A 15046-nucleotide genomic window follows, 5' to 3' on the forward strand; every position below is an offset into this window, starting at 1 on the left:
GGCGGGGGCGGCGCTCCGGGGCCGGCCGCAAGCGGCGGTGGCACGCCCGCTCCACCCGGCGGCGGCGGTGGCGCCATGCCCGGCCCGCGCATCGGCGGACCGCCCACGGCGGTGACGCTGCCCTGCCCGTCCACCAGATAGGAAGCGCGCAGCTGGCCGTCGATATAGCGGCCCTGCACCAACAGCATGCTGCCGGCCTGCACGCCCGCTGCCTCCGGCCCAGCATCGATCAGCGCCTTGCCCGATGCATCCTGCACCACGAACCTGTCGCCATAGGCTTCGGCCACGCGGCCCTTCACCGTCACCACGCCGCTGGTCTGCGCCAGCCTGGCGATCGGCGTCGGCTGGGTCGGCGCCATTTCGATGGCCGGCCGGGTAAGCGATACGGCGCCGGCGCCCCCCGCCGCGCCCAGCGCGAGAAGGAACGCCGCTGCCAGTGGCGTGCGCAGGCGGGGCGGTAACGTGGGTTTCTTGCCTTCGGTCATGTCGATCAGCTCCTTTGTGTGTTCGATGCGAATCGAATAGCGGAGCGGTGCCGACCCGCGCTGAACCCCGCGGTTCAGACTCGGTTTAGGCGGCGGGACTAAGGGACGTGGATGCGTATCCTGCTGGTGGAAGACGATGCAGATCTGGGCGCCGCGATCGCGCGGGCGCTGCGGGCCGAGCATTGCGCGGTCGACGTGGCGACCAACGGTATCGATGCCGAGCATCTGGGCGATACCGAGGCCTATGACGCGGCAGTGCTCGACCTAGGCCTACCCCACAAGAGCGGGGCGGAGGTGCTCGCCGCTTGGCGCGCGCGCGGGCACATGCTGCCCGTGCTGGTGCTCACCGCGCGCGAGGCCTGGGCAGACAAGGTTTCCGCGTTCAAGGCCGGCGCCGACGATTATCTGACCAAGCCGTTCCGCGTCGAGGAACTGATGATGCGGCTGCGTGCGCTGGTGCGTCGGGCCGCCGGCCATGCCCGCACGCGCATCACCTGCGGCTCGCTCGCGTTCGAAAGCCAGACCGGCCAGTTCGAGCTGGACGGCCTGCCGCTGAAGCTCACCGCGTTCGAATGGCGCGTGCTTTCCCATCTGGTTTTGCGGCGCGACGTGGTGGTCGAGCGGATGGACCTGCTGGAGCACGTCTATGAAGGCGATGCCGATGTCGATTCGAACAGCCTGGAAGTGATCATCGGCCGGCTGCGCCGCAAGATCGGCGCGGAGCGAATCGAAACCGTGCGCGGCCGCGGCTATCGGCTCACCTGCGGCGATGCGGCGGCGTGAAACGCTGGTCGCTCCGCGCGCGGATGATCCTGCTGTCGACGGTAGCGACGCTGCTGGCGCTGGGGCTGGCGGGGTGGACGATGGCGGGCGTGCTGGAGCGCGTGGTGGTGCAGGGTGTCGATCGCCGGCTCGACGCGCAGCTCGCCGTGCTGGCAAGCGCGGTCGGCGAGGATGGAGCGGTCGACCGCAAAGGGCTGGAGGCGCGGCGCAGCGTCCTTGATGCGGGGCCGGGCTGGCGCTGGCGGATCGCCGGCCCGGGCGGCACGATCGGCTCGGCTGATTTCCCCGCGCTGCAGCCGGCCCCGTTGCCGCCGCCACCGCCGGGGCATGCCCAGCCCTCAGCCGAAGGCGGTCCGCCGGCGGCACTGGAGGGCGACGATCGCGCAGGCCGGGTGCATGCCCGCCAGGCGATCGTCGAAACACGCGCCGGCGCGGTGACTCTCACCGCCGTCGCGCCCGGCGCAGTAATCGCGCGGCCGATCCGCGCCGCACTGGTGCCGCTGTTGGGCTTGATCGTCGCCTTGGGCGCGATCTTCGCGCTCGCCGCCTGGGTGCAGCTGCGGGTGGCGCTGCGACCGCTGGCAGCGCTGGGCGCGCAGGTGGCGGCGATCCGCACGGGCGCCTGCACACAGGTGGAGGAAGACCAGCCGGCGGAACTCCGCCCACTCGCCAGCGAACTCAACGCGCTGGCCGCGGCCAATGCGGCGACGCTGGCCACAGCGCGGCAATCCGCCGCCAACCTGGCTCATGCGCTGAAGACACCGGTCGCCACCCTGTCACTGTTGCTCGCGTCCGACGACCCTGCCGCCGCGCAGCTGCGCCGCATCGAAGGCGTGATCCGCCACCATCTCGCCCGTGCCCGGGCCAATGCGGTGCATGCGCGGGCGAACACCGCGTTGGCGCCGGTGGCGGAGGACCTGCTGGCGGTGATCGGCACGCTCCACCCCGCCCTTGCGGTGACGCGTGCAATCGATCCGGCCCTGCGCGTGGCGATCGACGCGCAGGATCTAGCCGAGATCCTGGGCAACCTGCTCGATAATGCCGCACGCCATGCCCGCAGCCGGATCGCCATCGCCGCCACGCCGGCCGAGCGCGGCATGATCCGCGTGACAATCGACGATGACGGGCCCGGCATCGCCCCCCAGTGTCGCGCGCTGGCGATGCAACCTGGTGTCAGGCTCGACGAGGGCCCAGCGGGCGACGGCTTCGGCCTGACGATCGTGCGCGAACTGGTCGCGCTCTATGGGGGGGCGCTGGCGCTGGAGGAAGGGCCACTGGGTGGCCTGCGCGTTGCAATCACCTGCCCTGCCCGCGCCGCCGCATAGTTCCAAGACGCGTCTCTGCACCCTCCCCCAAATGCGCAAATCGTAACGATTCTTTGCTAGGCAGCGATGCCGCCCGGCGATGACGGGTAGCCACGGACTAGTCGAGCAATAGCTATACCCCATAAAAATTCACAAGGCAGGCGCCACCTTAGTCCGCTCCGTTACTACAAAGGAGTAAACCGGCCAGGCATTCGCCTGCCCGCGCAGATCCTTAGCATTATGTAAACGGATACGGGGCTTCCATGACTGTCAGCGTCGAAGTTGCACCGTCGATTACTGTCCGGAGCGCGGCGGTTTTCCGTCAGCACTTGCTGGAAGCACTTGAGGCGGGCGATCAGATCGAACTCGATGTGACCGATGTGAGCGATGTCGACCTCAGCTTCGTTCAGATGCTGCACGCGGCACGCGAACAGGCCCGCCGTTCGGGCAAGACGGTGCGGCTGCGCGCGCCCGCCGGCGACGCCATCGTCGCGCTGCTTGATCGCGCCGGCTTCCTCGCCGCCCCCACTCCCGACGATCTCGACTTCTGGTTTCACGGAGAATGCCCGCAATGACTGCCTCGATCCTCACCGTCGATGATTCGCCCAGCCTGCGCATGGCGATCAAGATCGCGCTGACCGGGGCGGGCTATGCCGTGACCGAGGCGGGCGACGGCGTCGAAGGCCTGAACAAGGCCAAGAGCAGCCGCTTCGATCTGATCATCACCGATCTCAACATGCCGAACATGGACGGGCTGACGATGATCCGCGAGCTGCGCAAGGATCCCGCCCAGTGCGGCACGCCGATCCTGTTCCTCACCACCGAGAGCGACGATTCGATCAAGGCACAGGCCAAGGCGGCCGGCGCCACCGGCTGGCTGGTGAAGCCGTTCGTGCCCGAACAGCTGATCAAGGTGTCACGCAAGGTTCTTGGCCGGTGAACGGCGACCCCATCGCCGCCTTCCGCGTCGAAGCGGGCGACCTGCTCGACCAGATCGAACAGGGCCTGCTCGATCTGAGCCACCGGCTCGACGATCGCGATCAGGTGGACGCGGTTTTCCGGGGTCTGCACACGCTGAAGGGCTCGGGCGCAATGTTCGGCTTCGACGCGCTGGCCAGCTTTACCCATCACTGCGAAACCGCGTTCGATCGCGTGCGCAAGGGGCTGGCGCCTGCGACCCAGGGTCTGGTGGCGGTGATCCTTTCCGCCAAGGACCATATGCGCGCGCTGGTCGATGGCGACGGCATCGGGCTGGAAGCCGCCGGCGCCACGATCCTGGCCGCATTGCAGCGCGAGGTGGACGCCGCCTCGGGGGCGCCCGTCGTGGCGGCGCCGACGGCCGAGGCCAAAGGCTGGCGGCTCTCTTTCCGCCTGCCGCCCGAATCAATGGCAAACGGCACCAACCCGCTGATGCTGCTCGACGAGCTACGCGAGCTGGGCGAATGCCGCATCGTCGCGCGCACCGATCGGATACCGCCGCTTGCCGAGCTTAACCCGGTCGAATGCCATATCGGCTGGGACGTGGAGCTGCACGGCGACATTTCGCGTGACGATATCGACGATGTTTTCATCTTCGTGATGGACGACATGGAACTCACGGTCGCGCCGCTCGGCACGCCCGACGCAGCGCCGCCGTCGGAGGCCGAGCCCATCGCCGTGACGACCGCACCGGCCGGCACTACTGCCGAAACTGAAGCCGTCGCTGCCGCCAACAACCCCAAGGCAGCCGCCAAGGCGGGCGAAAGCGTGCGCGTGCCCGCCGAACGGCTCGACGAGCTGATGGACCGGGTGGGCGAGCTGGTGATCGTCCACAGCCGCTTGTCGCAACTCGCCAATGGCAGCCATGCGGATCTGGTGCTGCGTTCGATCTCAGAGGAAATCGAACGTCTGGTCAGCGAACTGCGCGACACGATGATGGTGCTGCGCATGGTACCCGTCGCCAGCCTGTTCAGCCGCTTCCGCCGCCTGATCCACGATCTGGCGCGCGAAACCGGCAAAACGATCGAGCTTTCGACCGAAGGCGAGACGACCGAAGTCGACAAGACCGTGATCGAGCGGCTCGCCGACCCCATGGTCCACCTGATCCGCAATGCCTGCGATCACGGCCTCGAAACCGCCGAGGAGCGGATCGCCGTCGGCAAGCCCGCCACCGGCCATGTGCGTCTTTCCGCGCATCAGGCGGGCGGCGAGGTGCTGATCACCATCCGCGACGATGGCCGCGGCATCGACCGCGAGCGCGTCCGCGCCAAAGCCGAAGCTCAGGGGCTGATCCAGCCCGGCCAGCAGTTGAGCGATAGCGAATTGCTGCAGATGATCTTCCACCCCGGCTTCTCGACGGCGGCGGCGGTGACCAACCTGTCCGGCCGCGGCGTCGGCATGGACGTGGTGAAGCGCACCATCGAAAGCCTGCGTGGCGCGATCGACATCACCTCGGTGCCGGGCGAAGGCTCGACCGTGGTGCTGCGCATCCCGCTGACGCTGGCGATCATCGACGGCCTGCTCGTCCGCGTCGGCGAAGGGCGGTACGTGATCCCGCTCGCCGCGGTCGAGGAATGTCTGGAACTTAGCCTTGAGGAAGACCTGCGCTCGCGCGGGCGCAGCTTCATCACGCTGCGCGATCGACTGGTGCCGTTCATGCGCCTGCGCGAGATGTTCGAGACCGGCACCCGGCCCGATCCGCACCAGAAGATCGTCGTCATCGCCACCGGCGCCGAACGCGTTGGCCTGGTTGTCGATCAGATCATCGGCAGCCACCAGACCGTGATCAAATCGATGTCGCCGCTGCACCGCGGCGTCGCCACCTTCGCGGGCGCGACCATCCTCGGCGACGGTGGCGTCGCGCTGATCCTCGACGTCGTCCAGCTCGTCACGATGGGCCAACAGCAGGAGGAGCGGCTGCGTGCAGCCGGCTAACGCCATGGAAGCAGAAACCAACGCCACCGCCTGGGACGATGCAGGCAATCTCGAAGTACTCACCTTCGATCTGGGCGAGGAAACCTTCGCCGTCGAAGCGATGCTGGTGCGCGAGATTCTGGACTTGCTGCCCGAAACGCGGGTGCCGGGCGCCCCGGCGCTGGTACACAGCGTCGTCAACTTTCGCGGCAAGATCATCCCGATCGCCGATCTGCGGCTCGCCTTCGGCATGACGCAGGCGGGTGTGACGGTGGACAGCCGTATCGTCGTGATCGAAATCCCGCTCGCCGGCGAGCCGACCCAGATCGGCATCCGCACCGACAAGGTGCACGAAGTCACCACGCTTCAGCAATCCGCCAGCGAGCCGCCGCCGGCCGTCGGCATGCGCTGGCGCCGCGACTTCGTGCGCGAGCTGGTCCGCCGGCCGACCGGCGTCGTCGTGTTGCCCGATCTCGCGACGATCTTCGCCGCTCATGGTGGCGAGACACCGCGCGTGGCGGCGGCCGCGTGATCCCCCCTTCCCCTTCTTCCCCCATGCGGCCGACGCGATCGGCGCGCGAGGAGCTATAATCATGCGTGCCACCATCAAGATGAAGCTTGGCCTTACCTTCGGCATATTGATAGCCCTGCTGCTGGTGGTGGTCGGCGTGGCCAGTACGCGGCTGTCGCTGCTCAACCAGGCCACCGTCGCGGTGATCGAAGGCCCCGCGCGCCGGCTCGAGCTCGCCCAGAACATCGATTCCCGCCTCAGCTATGTCGTCCGCCAGGAAAAGAACATGGCGATGACTGAGGATCTGGAATCGACGCGCAAATTCGATGCCGACATGATGAAGGCGCGCGCCGAAGCGCAGGCGCTGATCGCCAAGGGCGTTTCCGGCGCAACCGAACAGGGCCGCCCGCTCTGGACGCAGATCGAAGGCAAGTTCAGCGATTTCGTGCCGATCAACGATCAGATCCGCACGCTGGCGCTGGCCAACAACAATGTCGAGGCATCGAAGCTGTCGATGACGCGCTCGCGCGAACAGGTGGTCGCGATCGGCGAACTGGTCGGGCAGCTGCTCGCCCTGTCGCGCCAGCAGATGGCGGACGCCCGGGCGGACGCCGAAAGCCTGTACGGCACCGCCGCGCTGACGCTGTACAGCATCGCCGCCGTCGCCCTGTTGATCGCGGTCGCCGGCGCCTTCTGGATCGCCCGCATTGTCTCGACCGGCCTGAACCGCGTCTCGGTAGCAGTCACCGCCGTTGCCGAAGGCGATTTGAACCAGCGGGTGCAGGTGAGCAGCAACGACGAGATCAAGGATCTGGTGGAGACCGTGAACGCGATGGTCGATCGCCTGCGCGGCGTGATCGGCGATGCGACAGCGGCGGCGGAGAATGTCTCTTCCGGCAGCCAGCAGCTTTCGTCGAGCTCGGAGCAGGTTTCGCAGGGCGCGACCGAACAGGCCGCGGCGGCGGAAGAAGCCTCCGCATCGATGGAGCAGATGGCCGCCAACATCAAGCAGAACTCCGATAACGCCGCCCAGACCGAGAAGATCGCCCGCCAGTCCGCCAAGGATGCCGAAGTCAGCGGCGTTGCGGTGAACAAGGCGGTGGGCGCGATGCAGACGATCGCGGAGAAGATCGGCATCGTCCAGGAAATCGCCCGCCAGACCGATCTGCTCGCGCTCAACGCGGCGGTGGAGGCGGCGCGCGCCGGCGAACATGGCCGCGGCTTTGCAGTGGTTGCTTCCGAAGTGCGCAAGCTTGCCGAGCGCAGCCAGGGTGCCGCCGCCGAGATCAGCTCGGTTTCGTCCGAGACGGTGAAGGCCGCCGCAGAAGCCGGCGACATGCTCAACCGCCTGGTGCCGGACATCCGCCGCACCGCCGAGCTGGTCTCCGAGATCAGCGCCGCCTGCCGCGAGCAGGACATCGGCGCCGCCCAGATCAACGAGGCCATCCAGCAGCTCGACCAGGTGACCCAGCAGAATGCCGGTGCGTCCGAGCAGATCAGCGCTACGTCCGAGGAACTCGCCGCCCAGGCCGAGGAACTGCAGAACAGCATCGCCTATTTCAAGGTCGAGCAGGCGCGGCGTCCCCAATCCGGCATCGCCCGCGCGGCGGCACCGCGCGCGTCCGCTGCCAAACCGGCGGCCAAGCCGGCCGCCCGATCGGCCGCCAAGCCGCGCGCCGGCAGCGTCGCGGATCAGCAGGCGCGGGTGCACGGCTTCGCCCTGGATCTCACCAGTGGCGGTCCCGACGAGCAGGACGACGCCTTCGGAGCAGCAGCAGCATGAGCAACGCCAGCGAAATCCAGGTCGTCACCTTCGGCCTGGGCGCGGAAATCTTCGCCGTGCCGGTGACGCTGGTGCGCGAGATCCTCGACTATCGCGAAACCTTCCGCATCCCCAACGGCCCGGACTATCTGCTTGGCCTGACCGACATGCGCGGTCAGGGCGTGACGACGATCGACTTCCGCATGCGGCTAGGCCTGCCGCCGGTTGCGCCGACGCCCAGCACGCGCATCCTGGTGGTCGACGTGCCGGTCGCCGATCGCGTGCTGATGCTGGGCCTGGTAGTCGATCGCGTGCTGGAAGTGTGCAGCGTGCGCACCGATCAGCTGGGCAGCGCGCCGGATATCGGGGTGCGCTGGCCGTCCGACTATATCGCCGGGGTGGTGAAGCGCGAGGAGGGCTTTGTCGTGCTGGTGGAAATGGGCCGCATCTTCTCCGCAGAGGAAGCAGGCGCGCTTCAGCATCCCAGCGCCGTAGCCGCGTGAGCGCGCCGCGCCCTTCCTGCCCCACGGAGTAGCCCTTGTCCGCCGTAGCGCTCGAACGCTCCCCACCGCCGCCACCCGGCCTCGACACCATGGCCAAGCGCAACTTCGCGCGGCTGGCGAGCTATATCTATGACTATTCGGGCATCAAGATGCCCGACAGCAAGAAGACGATGCTTGAGGGCCGGTTGCGACGCCGGCTGCGCGCCGTGGGGATGGAAACGCTCGACGCCTATTGCGACTTCCTGTTCGCCGGGGACAATCTGGCGCGGGAAAGCCTGCACCTGATCAATGCCGTCACCACCAACAAGACCGACTTTTTCCGCGAACCGGCGCATTTCGACTATCTGGTGCAGCATGCGCTGCCGCAGTTGGCGGCACGCGGCGTATCGAAGCTGCGCACCTGGAGCGCGGCCTGCTCGACAGGCCCCGAGCCCTATACGATCGCGATGGTGCTCGACGATTATGCCGAACGGCAGGGCGGCCCTGATTTCGGCATCCTCGCCACCGATCTCGATACCGAGGTGCTGCACACTGCGCGCATGGGCATCTATCCGGCCGAACTGATGGATCCGGTGCCGTCGGCGATGCGGCGCAAATATGTGATGGTGCCGAACGACACCAGCCGGCGCGACGTGCGAATGGTGCCGCGCCTGCGCAGCGCGATCGGCTTTGCGCGGCTGAACCTGATGGACGATCGCTACCCGGTCGGCCAGGCGATGCACCTGATCTTTTGCCGCAACGTGCTGATCTATTTCGACAAGGAAACTCAGCGCAAAGTTGTGTCGCAGCTGTTCGACTGCCTGGAGCCGGGCGGCTATCTGTTCCTCGGCCATTCGGAATCGATCACCGGGCTCGGCCTGCCGCTCGATCAGGTGGCAAACACCGTGTTCCAGCGGAGCCGGGGATGAAGGGCAGCAAGATCCGCGTGCTGATCGTCGACGATTCCGCCAGCGTGCGCCAGACCATGGCGGCGATCCTGGAAGAGGATCCCCAGATCGAGGTGATGGGCGCCGCCGCCGATCCGTTCAGCGCCGCGCGCCGCATTCAGGACGAGCTTCCCGATGTCATCACGCTCGACGTCGAGATGCCGCGGATGGACGGCATCACCTTCCTGCGCAAGCTGATGAGCCAATGCCCGCTGCCGGTGGTGATGTGCTCCTCGCTCACCGAACAAGGTTCGGAAACATTGCTGCAGGCGATGGAGGCCGGCGCGGTCGACGTGATCCTGAAGCCGCGTGTCGGCGTGGCCGATCACCTTACCGAACATCATCTGCAGATTCGCGACGTGGTCAAGGCCGCGGCGCGGGCGCGGGTGCGCGGACGGCCAGGCGGCTCCGCTCCCGCCGCCGCGCCGGCCAAGAAGCTGACCGCAGACGCGGTGCTGCCGCCGCCCAGCAGCAAGCCGATGAGCCGGACAACCGAAATGGTGGTGTGCATCGGCGCCTCCACCGGCGGCACCGAGGCATTGCGCGAAGTGCTGGAGGCGCTGCCGGCCAACGCGCCGGGCATTGTCATCGTCCAGCACATGCCGGAACACTTCACCCGCGCCTTCGCCAAGCGGCTCGACAGCCTGTGCCAGGTGACGGTGAAGGAGGCCGAGGACGGCGACACGGTGATGCGCGGCCATGTGCTGATCGCCCCAGGCGGCCTGCGCCACACCATGCTGGAGCGCCAGGGCGCGCGCTACTATGTTTCGGTGCGCGAGGGACCCTTGGTCTCGCGCCACCGTCCCTCCGTCGACGTGCTGTTTCGATCGGCGGCACGCGCGGCGGGATCGAACGCCGTCGGCATCATCATGACCGGCATGGGCGACGACGGCGCCCGCGGCCTGCTCGAAATGCAGCAGGGCGGCGCGCGTACCTTCGCCCAGGACGAAGCGACGTCCGTAGTGTTCGGCATGCCCAAAGAAGCCATTGCCCGCGGCGCAGCGGACCGCGTCATCCCGCTCAGTCACATCGCCCGCGAGTTGCTCGCGGCGACGGCGCGCTGAGCGGACGAGAAGGAGACGGCCCATGTACGCCGCTGGAACCCCCGAACCCTCCCCCGAATTTGAGATTTCGCTCGCCGCAATCGAAGCGACGGTATCTCACGTGGCCAGCGGACTGGATGCGCGTTTCGTCGCCGCCGGCGAGGCGCTGGCGCAGGCCTATGCGATCGTTGAGAAGCTGGTGACGGATCTGGAATCCATCACCAATGCGCTCGGCCGCGATGCCGCCGATGCCGCGGTCGAGAATATGCGCGCCACTGCGGATCGGCTGGAGCGGCTGCCCCAGGTACAGGCGGCGCGGCAGGAGGGGCTGGAGCGGATCGCCCATGGCGCGCGGCCGCTGCGCCACTATATCGCGCAGATCAAGCGGACGCTGGATTTCCTGCGCATTTGCGGGCTCAACATCCGCGTCGCCGCCGCCGGGCGCAACGGCTTCTCCGATTTCGCCGACACCATGTCGGTGCGGCTGGAAGTGGGCGAACAGGAAATCGGCGGCATCGGGGAGGAGATCGACCGGCTGACGGCCAGCATCCCCGCGCTGATCGACGTCGATCGCCAGCTCGCCCATGAATGTGCCAAGGTGATCCCGCATGTGCCGCGCAAGCTCGCCGCCGATGCCGCCGCGCTGCAGCGCCATCAGGCGGAGGACGCCGCCCGTGCGGCGCGCATTGCCGATGTCGCCCGCGATATCCGCGCCAAGGTGGCTACCGCGATCGGCGCGATGCAGATCGGCGACATCACCCGCCAGCGGCTGGAACATGTCGCAGCAGGGCTGCGCGCACTGATCGCGTTCCGCCAGCAGGTGCGTGATACCGAACAGCTCATGGCGCTGCAGGTAAACGGCCATATGATCGCGCTGCTCGCCGCCCAGGCCGCCGACACGATCGATGGCTTCCAGGTGGAGTCGCGACGTCTGGCGGAAAGCCTGCGCGGCATCGGCCCCAGCGCCAATGCGCTGCTGGAAATCCAGGCGGAAGGCGATCGCGCCGCCCCCACCGGCGGTGACAAGGGCGAGTTCCTCGCCGCGCTGGAAAGAAGCGTGGCCGAAGTGAGCAGCGTCACCGCGCGCCTGCGCGAAGCCGATATACGCGCACAGCAGCTGGGCGGCTCGACCTCGGACACGGCGGAGCGGCTGGCGGGGCGCCTGCGCAACGTGCACCGCGTCAACCACGATGTGCACCTGATGGCGTGGAACACCGATCTGCGCTGCCACCGGCTGGGCGACGAGGGCAAGGCGCTGGCGATGGTCGCCTCCGAGATTCGTGGCTTCGCCACTACGCTGGCGACGATCTCCGGCGCGATCCGCACCTCGGTGGAGGAACTGGTCGCCGCGGTTACCGCGCTGCGCGACCCCGATGCCGAGCAGGGCGGCGATCCCGCCGAAGCGCTGACCACATCGCTCGCCTGCATCCATGATGGCGCCAAGCGGATGCGCAACGGCATGGCGGGCCTCAGCGCCGACGCCGCCGCCGTCACCCGCATCCTCGAAACCACCACCAGCCAGGTGGATTGCGAAGCCGAGTTCGGCGAGGCGCTGCGCAACGTGATGGCGCAGCTTTCGCTGCTCGCCGCCCCTTGCAACGCACCCGAAGCGGACGCGGAGGCGGTGCTGCGCGACATGCTGGGCCAGATGGCACGCAGCTATACCATGGCGAGCGAGCGCGAGGTGCATCGCCGCTTCGCGCTGCCCGGCACCGCCGCAGAATCGCACGCGCCGCCCCCTGCCGACGAGGATGAGGACGACGACGGCCTGTTCTGACCAAGCTGTCGTCGCGCAGGTGGAACGATCTTGTCGCTGACGCGATTCCAGGCGGCATGTCGACTCCACCTCTCGTCCGCGGCGGCGCCGCGTTTGCCCTGGGGCTGGCGCTGGCGAGCGTTGCCGCCTGTTCCCAAAACGAGGGTGGCGCCCCTCCCCGCGCGCGCGACCCGATCGTCGTCGATCCTGAAACCTCCACGCTCACCGTCCCGGTGGAGGCAGATCTCGCCAACCTCGCCGCCGCACTCGATCGCGCCGTGCCGCGCCGACTGTGGGAAATCGACGCCCCCGATCAGCCCTGTGTCGCCGCGAAACGCGTCGACCTGGGTATCGCGACGGTGAAGACGCCGAAGATCAAGTGCCGCATCGTCGGCGAAGTCACGCGCGGACCGATGCGGATCGGCGGTGAAGGACAGACGATCCGGCTCGCCATGCCGCTGCGCGCGGTGGTGCGTGCTGAGGATATCGGCGGCATCCTCAAGCGCGAAACCGCCACTGCGCAGGCCATGGCGCATGCGGTGGTCAACCTCAGTCTCGCCCCTGACTGGAGCCCGCAAGGGCGGATCGACATCCGTTATGACTGGCAGGACAGCCCCCATATCGATTTCCTCGGCCAGCGGATCGACTTCACCGAGCAGGCGGAGCGCAAGCTCGCCCCCGTCATCGCCCGACTGGAACGCGAACTGCCGCGTGAACTCGGCAAGCTGAAGGTCCGCGAGCAGGTGGGCCAGGCTTGGGCGGCCGGGTTCACCACCTTGTCGCTCAACCGCCGCAATCCGCCGGTATGGATGCGCGTGACGCCCAAGCAGATCCACTATGGCGGCTATGAACTGGAAGGCAATCGCCTGCGCTTGCGCTTGGGCCTTACCGCGCGGACCGAAACCTTCGTCGGGGAACGCCCCGCCGACCCCAAGCCGACGCCGCTCCCCCCGATGCAGAAGCTACAGGGCGAAGCGGGCAAGCTCGCCTTCTTCCTGCCGGTGATCGCCAGCTATTCGGAGCTGGAGCCGGTGCTGATGAAGGCGCTGGTGAAGCGTTCGGCCCGCCCCTTCGAGGTGCCGGGCGTGGGGCCGGTCAACGCCCGGTTTGAACGCGCGACCATCTATGGCACCAAGGGCGGCCGCGTCGCGGTGGGCCTGTTGTTTACCGCCGAGGATCCGGCCGGACGGATCGGGCGCACCCGCGGCACCGTTTGGCTGACGGCGACTCCGGCCAACACCGCCAATTCGCGCAAAGTGGAATTCCACGATCTCGCCGTCAGCGGCACCACTGACATGACCGGCGGCGACCTGATCCTGCAGCTGATCAACGCACCGGGTGTGGCGGCGTTTGTCGCGGGTGCGCTCACCCAGAATTTCGAAAAGGATTTCGCCGAACTGCTGGGCAAGGTGGATCGCGCGATCGCGGCCAAGCGCGAAGGCCCGCTGCGGATCCGAGTGACGCTGGGCACCACGCGCACCGGGCAGCTCCGCGCCTTCGGCCAGGGGCTCTATCTGCCGGTCTGGGCCGAAGGTACGGCAGCGATTTCGGTGGAGCGGTAAGGCGACGTCGCTCCGCCCTCCTCTCCCGCCGGGAGGGGGGAGGACAGGATTAAGCCCGCTGCCAGCCGCCGCCGAGCGCGCGGAACAGGTCGACTTGCACTTCGGCGATCGCCGCATCGGCCGTGGCCAGCGCCGCCTGGGCATCGGCAAAGGTGCGTTCGGCATCGAGCAGGTCGAGCGAGTTGATGTCACCCTCGGTCTGCCGCGCCCGCGCGATCCGCACCCCTGCCTCGGCCTCGCGGTGCGCCGCTTGCAGCGCGGTGCGGCGTTCCAGCGCATGGGCGTAGCGGGACAACGCCGTCTCCGTTTCCTGCAACGCGGTCAGCACCGTGCCGTCGAAGCTGGCGAGCGCGGCCTTGGCATCGGCGCGGGCACCCGCAATGCGGGCGCGCGCCGGTGCCGGATTCACCGCCCAGTTGATCAGTCCGCCCAGCATCCAGCGGAGCGGCCCGGCGCCGAACACGTCGCCAATATCGGTGCCGGTCGAGCCGCCGGATGCGCCCAGCGAGATGCGCGGATACAAGTCTGCTGTCGCCACCCCAATCCGCGCCGTCGACGCGGCGAGCCGCCGCTCGGCCGCACGCACATCGGGTCGCCGGGCGAGCAGCGCGGCGCCGTCGCCCACCGGGATCGGCTGGTCGAGGCGCAGCGTCGTGCGGCGCGCCCGCGCCTCTTCTGGCAATTCGGCGGGGGTCTTGCCGATCAGCGTGGCAAGCCGGAACAGCGCCGCGTCACGCTGCGCGGCGAGCGCCGGCACATCCGCCTGGCGCTGGTTGCGCAGCGCGGCGATGCGCGCAACGTCGAGCCGAGTCGCCAGCCCGACGGCACGGCGGCGCTGGGTGAGGTCGATCGACTGATCGAGCAGCGCCACGATCCGCTCGGCCACCGCCAGCCGCTCGGCCGAGGATACCGCATCGGCATAGGCGCGCGCAGTATCCGCGGCGACGATCACGCGCACCGCGTCCGCATCGCCCTCAGCCGCCGCCACGTCGCCGCGCGCCGCTTCGACGCCGCGGCTCAGCCGGCCGAACAGATCGGCTTCATAGGAGACGCTGAGGCCGGCATCGACCTGCCACATCTCGCTGGCGATGCCCGCCGGCCGCTGGATCTGCGGCAGGCGGGCGTAATTGGCGCCGGCCTGCGCCTGGGCCTGCGGCAGCCGTGCGGCATCGGCGCCGCGCAGGTTGGCGCGGGCGCGCTCGATCCGGGCGACCGCGACGCGCAGATCGGTGTTCGCCGCCAGCGCCTCGGTCACCAGTCGGTCGAGCACCGGGTCGTTATAGAGCCGCCACCAATCGCCCTTCACCGGCGCGATCGTTACCGCCGGGCTGGTGGAAAGGAACGCGCCTGCGGCACTTTGCGGCCGCGCGGGAGCGGTATAGTCGGGACCGGCGGCGCAGGCGGAAAGCGCCAGCGCCGAAACTGCGGCCATCATCGAAGCCATGCGTTGCATGCGAAATCTCCTGTGCTTTGGGAAGGCTCCCCTCCCTCTCCCCGTCACACCCGCGAAGGCTGGGAG

The 15046-nt window shown here is 68.4% G+C and carries 14 protein-coding genes; 12 read left to right on the top strand and 2 right to left on the bottom strand.

Features of this window, described 5'->3' with window-relative positions:
- Positions 1-485, bottom strand: a 485-nt coding sequence (locus B215_RS0106450; protein ID WP_019368820.1) for a hypothetical protein, incomplete at its 3' end; no start/stop codon positions are given.
- 111 nt (positions 486-596) lie between these two features.
- On the opposite strand from B215_RS0106450, the gene B215_RS0106455 reads away from it, so the two are divergent.
- The 12 genes from B215_RS0106455 to B215_RS0106510 all read left to right on the top strand — a co-directional run bounded on the left by B215_RS0106455 (position 597) and on the right by B215_RS0106510 (position 13527).
- Entirely contained in the window at positions 597-1268 is a 672-nt protein-coding gene (locus B215_RS0106455; RefSeq protein ID WP_019368821.1) for a response regulator, read from the top strand.
- The gene (locus tag B215_RS0106460) at positions 1265-2593 is read left to right on the top strand and encodes a sensor histidine kinase (protein WP_152997737.1); all 1329 of its coding nucleotides are present in this window, start codon (positions 1265-1267) and stop codon (positions 2591-2593) included. Before B215_RS0106455 ends, B215_RS0106460 begins: the two co-directional genes overlap by 4 nt.
- 242 nt (positions 2594-2835) lie before the next feature.
- On the top strand, positions 2836-3147 hold the full coding sequence (locus B215_RS19640; RefSeq protein WP_037513250.1) for an STAS domain-containing protein: 312 nt from the start codon (positions 2836-2838) through the stop codon (positions 3145-3147).
- The gene (locus B215_RS0106470; RefSeq protein ID WP_019368824.1) at positions 3144-3512 is read left to right on the top strand and encodes a response regulator; all 369 of its coding nucleotides are present in this window, start codon (positions 3144-3146) and stop codon (positions 3510-3512) included. Before B215_RS19640 ends, B215_RS0106470 begins: the two co-directional genes overlap by 4 nt.
- On the top strand, positions 3509-5485 hold the full coding sequence (locus B215_RS0106475; protein ID WP_019368825.1) for a chemotaxis protein CheA: 1977 nt from the start codon (positions 3509-3511) through the stop codon (positions 5483-5485). Before B215_RS0106470 ends, B215_RS0106475 begins: the two co-directional genes overlap by 4 nt.
- Positions 5472-5996: a chemotaxis protein CheW gene (locus B215_RS0106480; protein ID WP_019368826.1), complete on the top strand. Its 525-nt coding sequence runs from the start codon at positions 5472-5474 to the stop codon at positions 5994-5996. Before B215_RS0106475 ends, B215_RS0106480 begins: the two co-directional genes overlap by 14 nt.
- Positions 5997-6057: 61 nt before the next feature.
- Positions 6058-7758, top strand: coding sequence for a methyl-accepting chemotaxis protein (locus B215_RS0106485; protein ID WP_019368827.1), 1701 nt, complete (start codon positions 6058-6060; stop codon positions 7756-7758).
- Positions 7755-8240 carry a chemotaxis protein CheW gene (locus B215_RS0106490; RefSeq protein ID WP_019368828.1) on the top strand — a complete coding sequence of 162 codons (486 nt, stop codon included), beginning with the start codon at positions 7755-7757 and terminating at the stop codon, positions 8238-8240. Before B215_RS0106485 ends, B215_RS0106490 begins: the two co-directional genes overlap by 4 nt.
- A gap of 89 nt (positions 8241-8329) precedes the next feature.
- Positions 8330-9148, top strand: a complete 819-nt coding sequence (locus B215_RS0106495) for a CheR family methyltransferase (protein WP_019368829.1) — start codon at positions 8330-8332, stop codon at positions 9146-9148.
- Positions 9145-10230, top strand: a complete 1086-nt coding sequence (locus tag B215_RS0106500; protein WP_019368830.1) for a protein-glutamate methylesterase/protein-glutamine glutaminase — start codon at positions 9145-9147, stop codon at positions 10228-10230. The genes B215_RS0106495 and B215_RS0106500 overlap by 4 nt, the downstream gene beginning before the upstream one ends.
- 22 nt (positions 10231-10252) lie before the next feature.
- Complete coding sequence (locus B215_RS0106505; RefSeq protein WP_082664404.1) at positions 10253-11986, top strand: hypothetical protein; 1734 nt, start codon at positions 10253-10255, stop codon at positions 11984-11986.
- A 56-nt stretch (positions 11987-12042) separates the two neighbouring features.
- On the top strand, positions 12043-13527 hold the full coding sequence (locus B215_RS0106510) for a DUF4403 family protein (protein ID WP_019368832.1): 1485 nt from the start codon (positions 12043-12045) through the stop codon (positions 13525-13527).
- A gap of 49 nt (positions 13528-13576) precedes the next feature.
- Here the strand turns inward: B215_RS0106510 and B215_RS0106515 are convergent, their stop codons facing one another.
- Positions 13577-14980, bottom strand: coding sequence for an efflux transporter outer membrane subunit (locus B215_RS0106515; protein WP_026009023.1), 1404 nt, complete (start codon positions 14978-14980; stop codon positions 13577-13579).
- Between the last annotated feature and the right edge of the window lie 66 nt (positions 14981-15046).

Origin of the sequence: Sphingomonas sp. ATCC 31555 (assembly GCF_000282895.1) — a bacterium.
In the GTDB taxonomy this organism is placed as follows: Bacteria; Pseudomonadota; Alphaproteobacteria; order Sphingomonadales; family Sphingomonadaceae; genus Sphingomonas.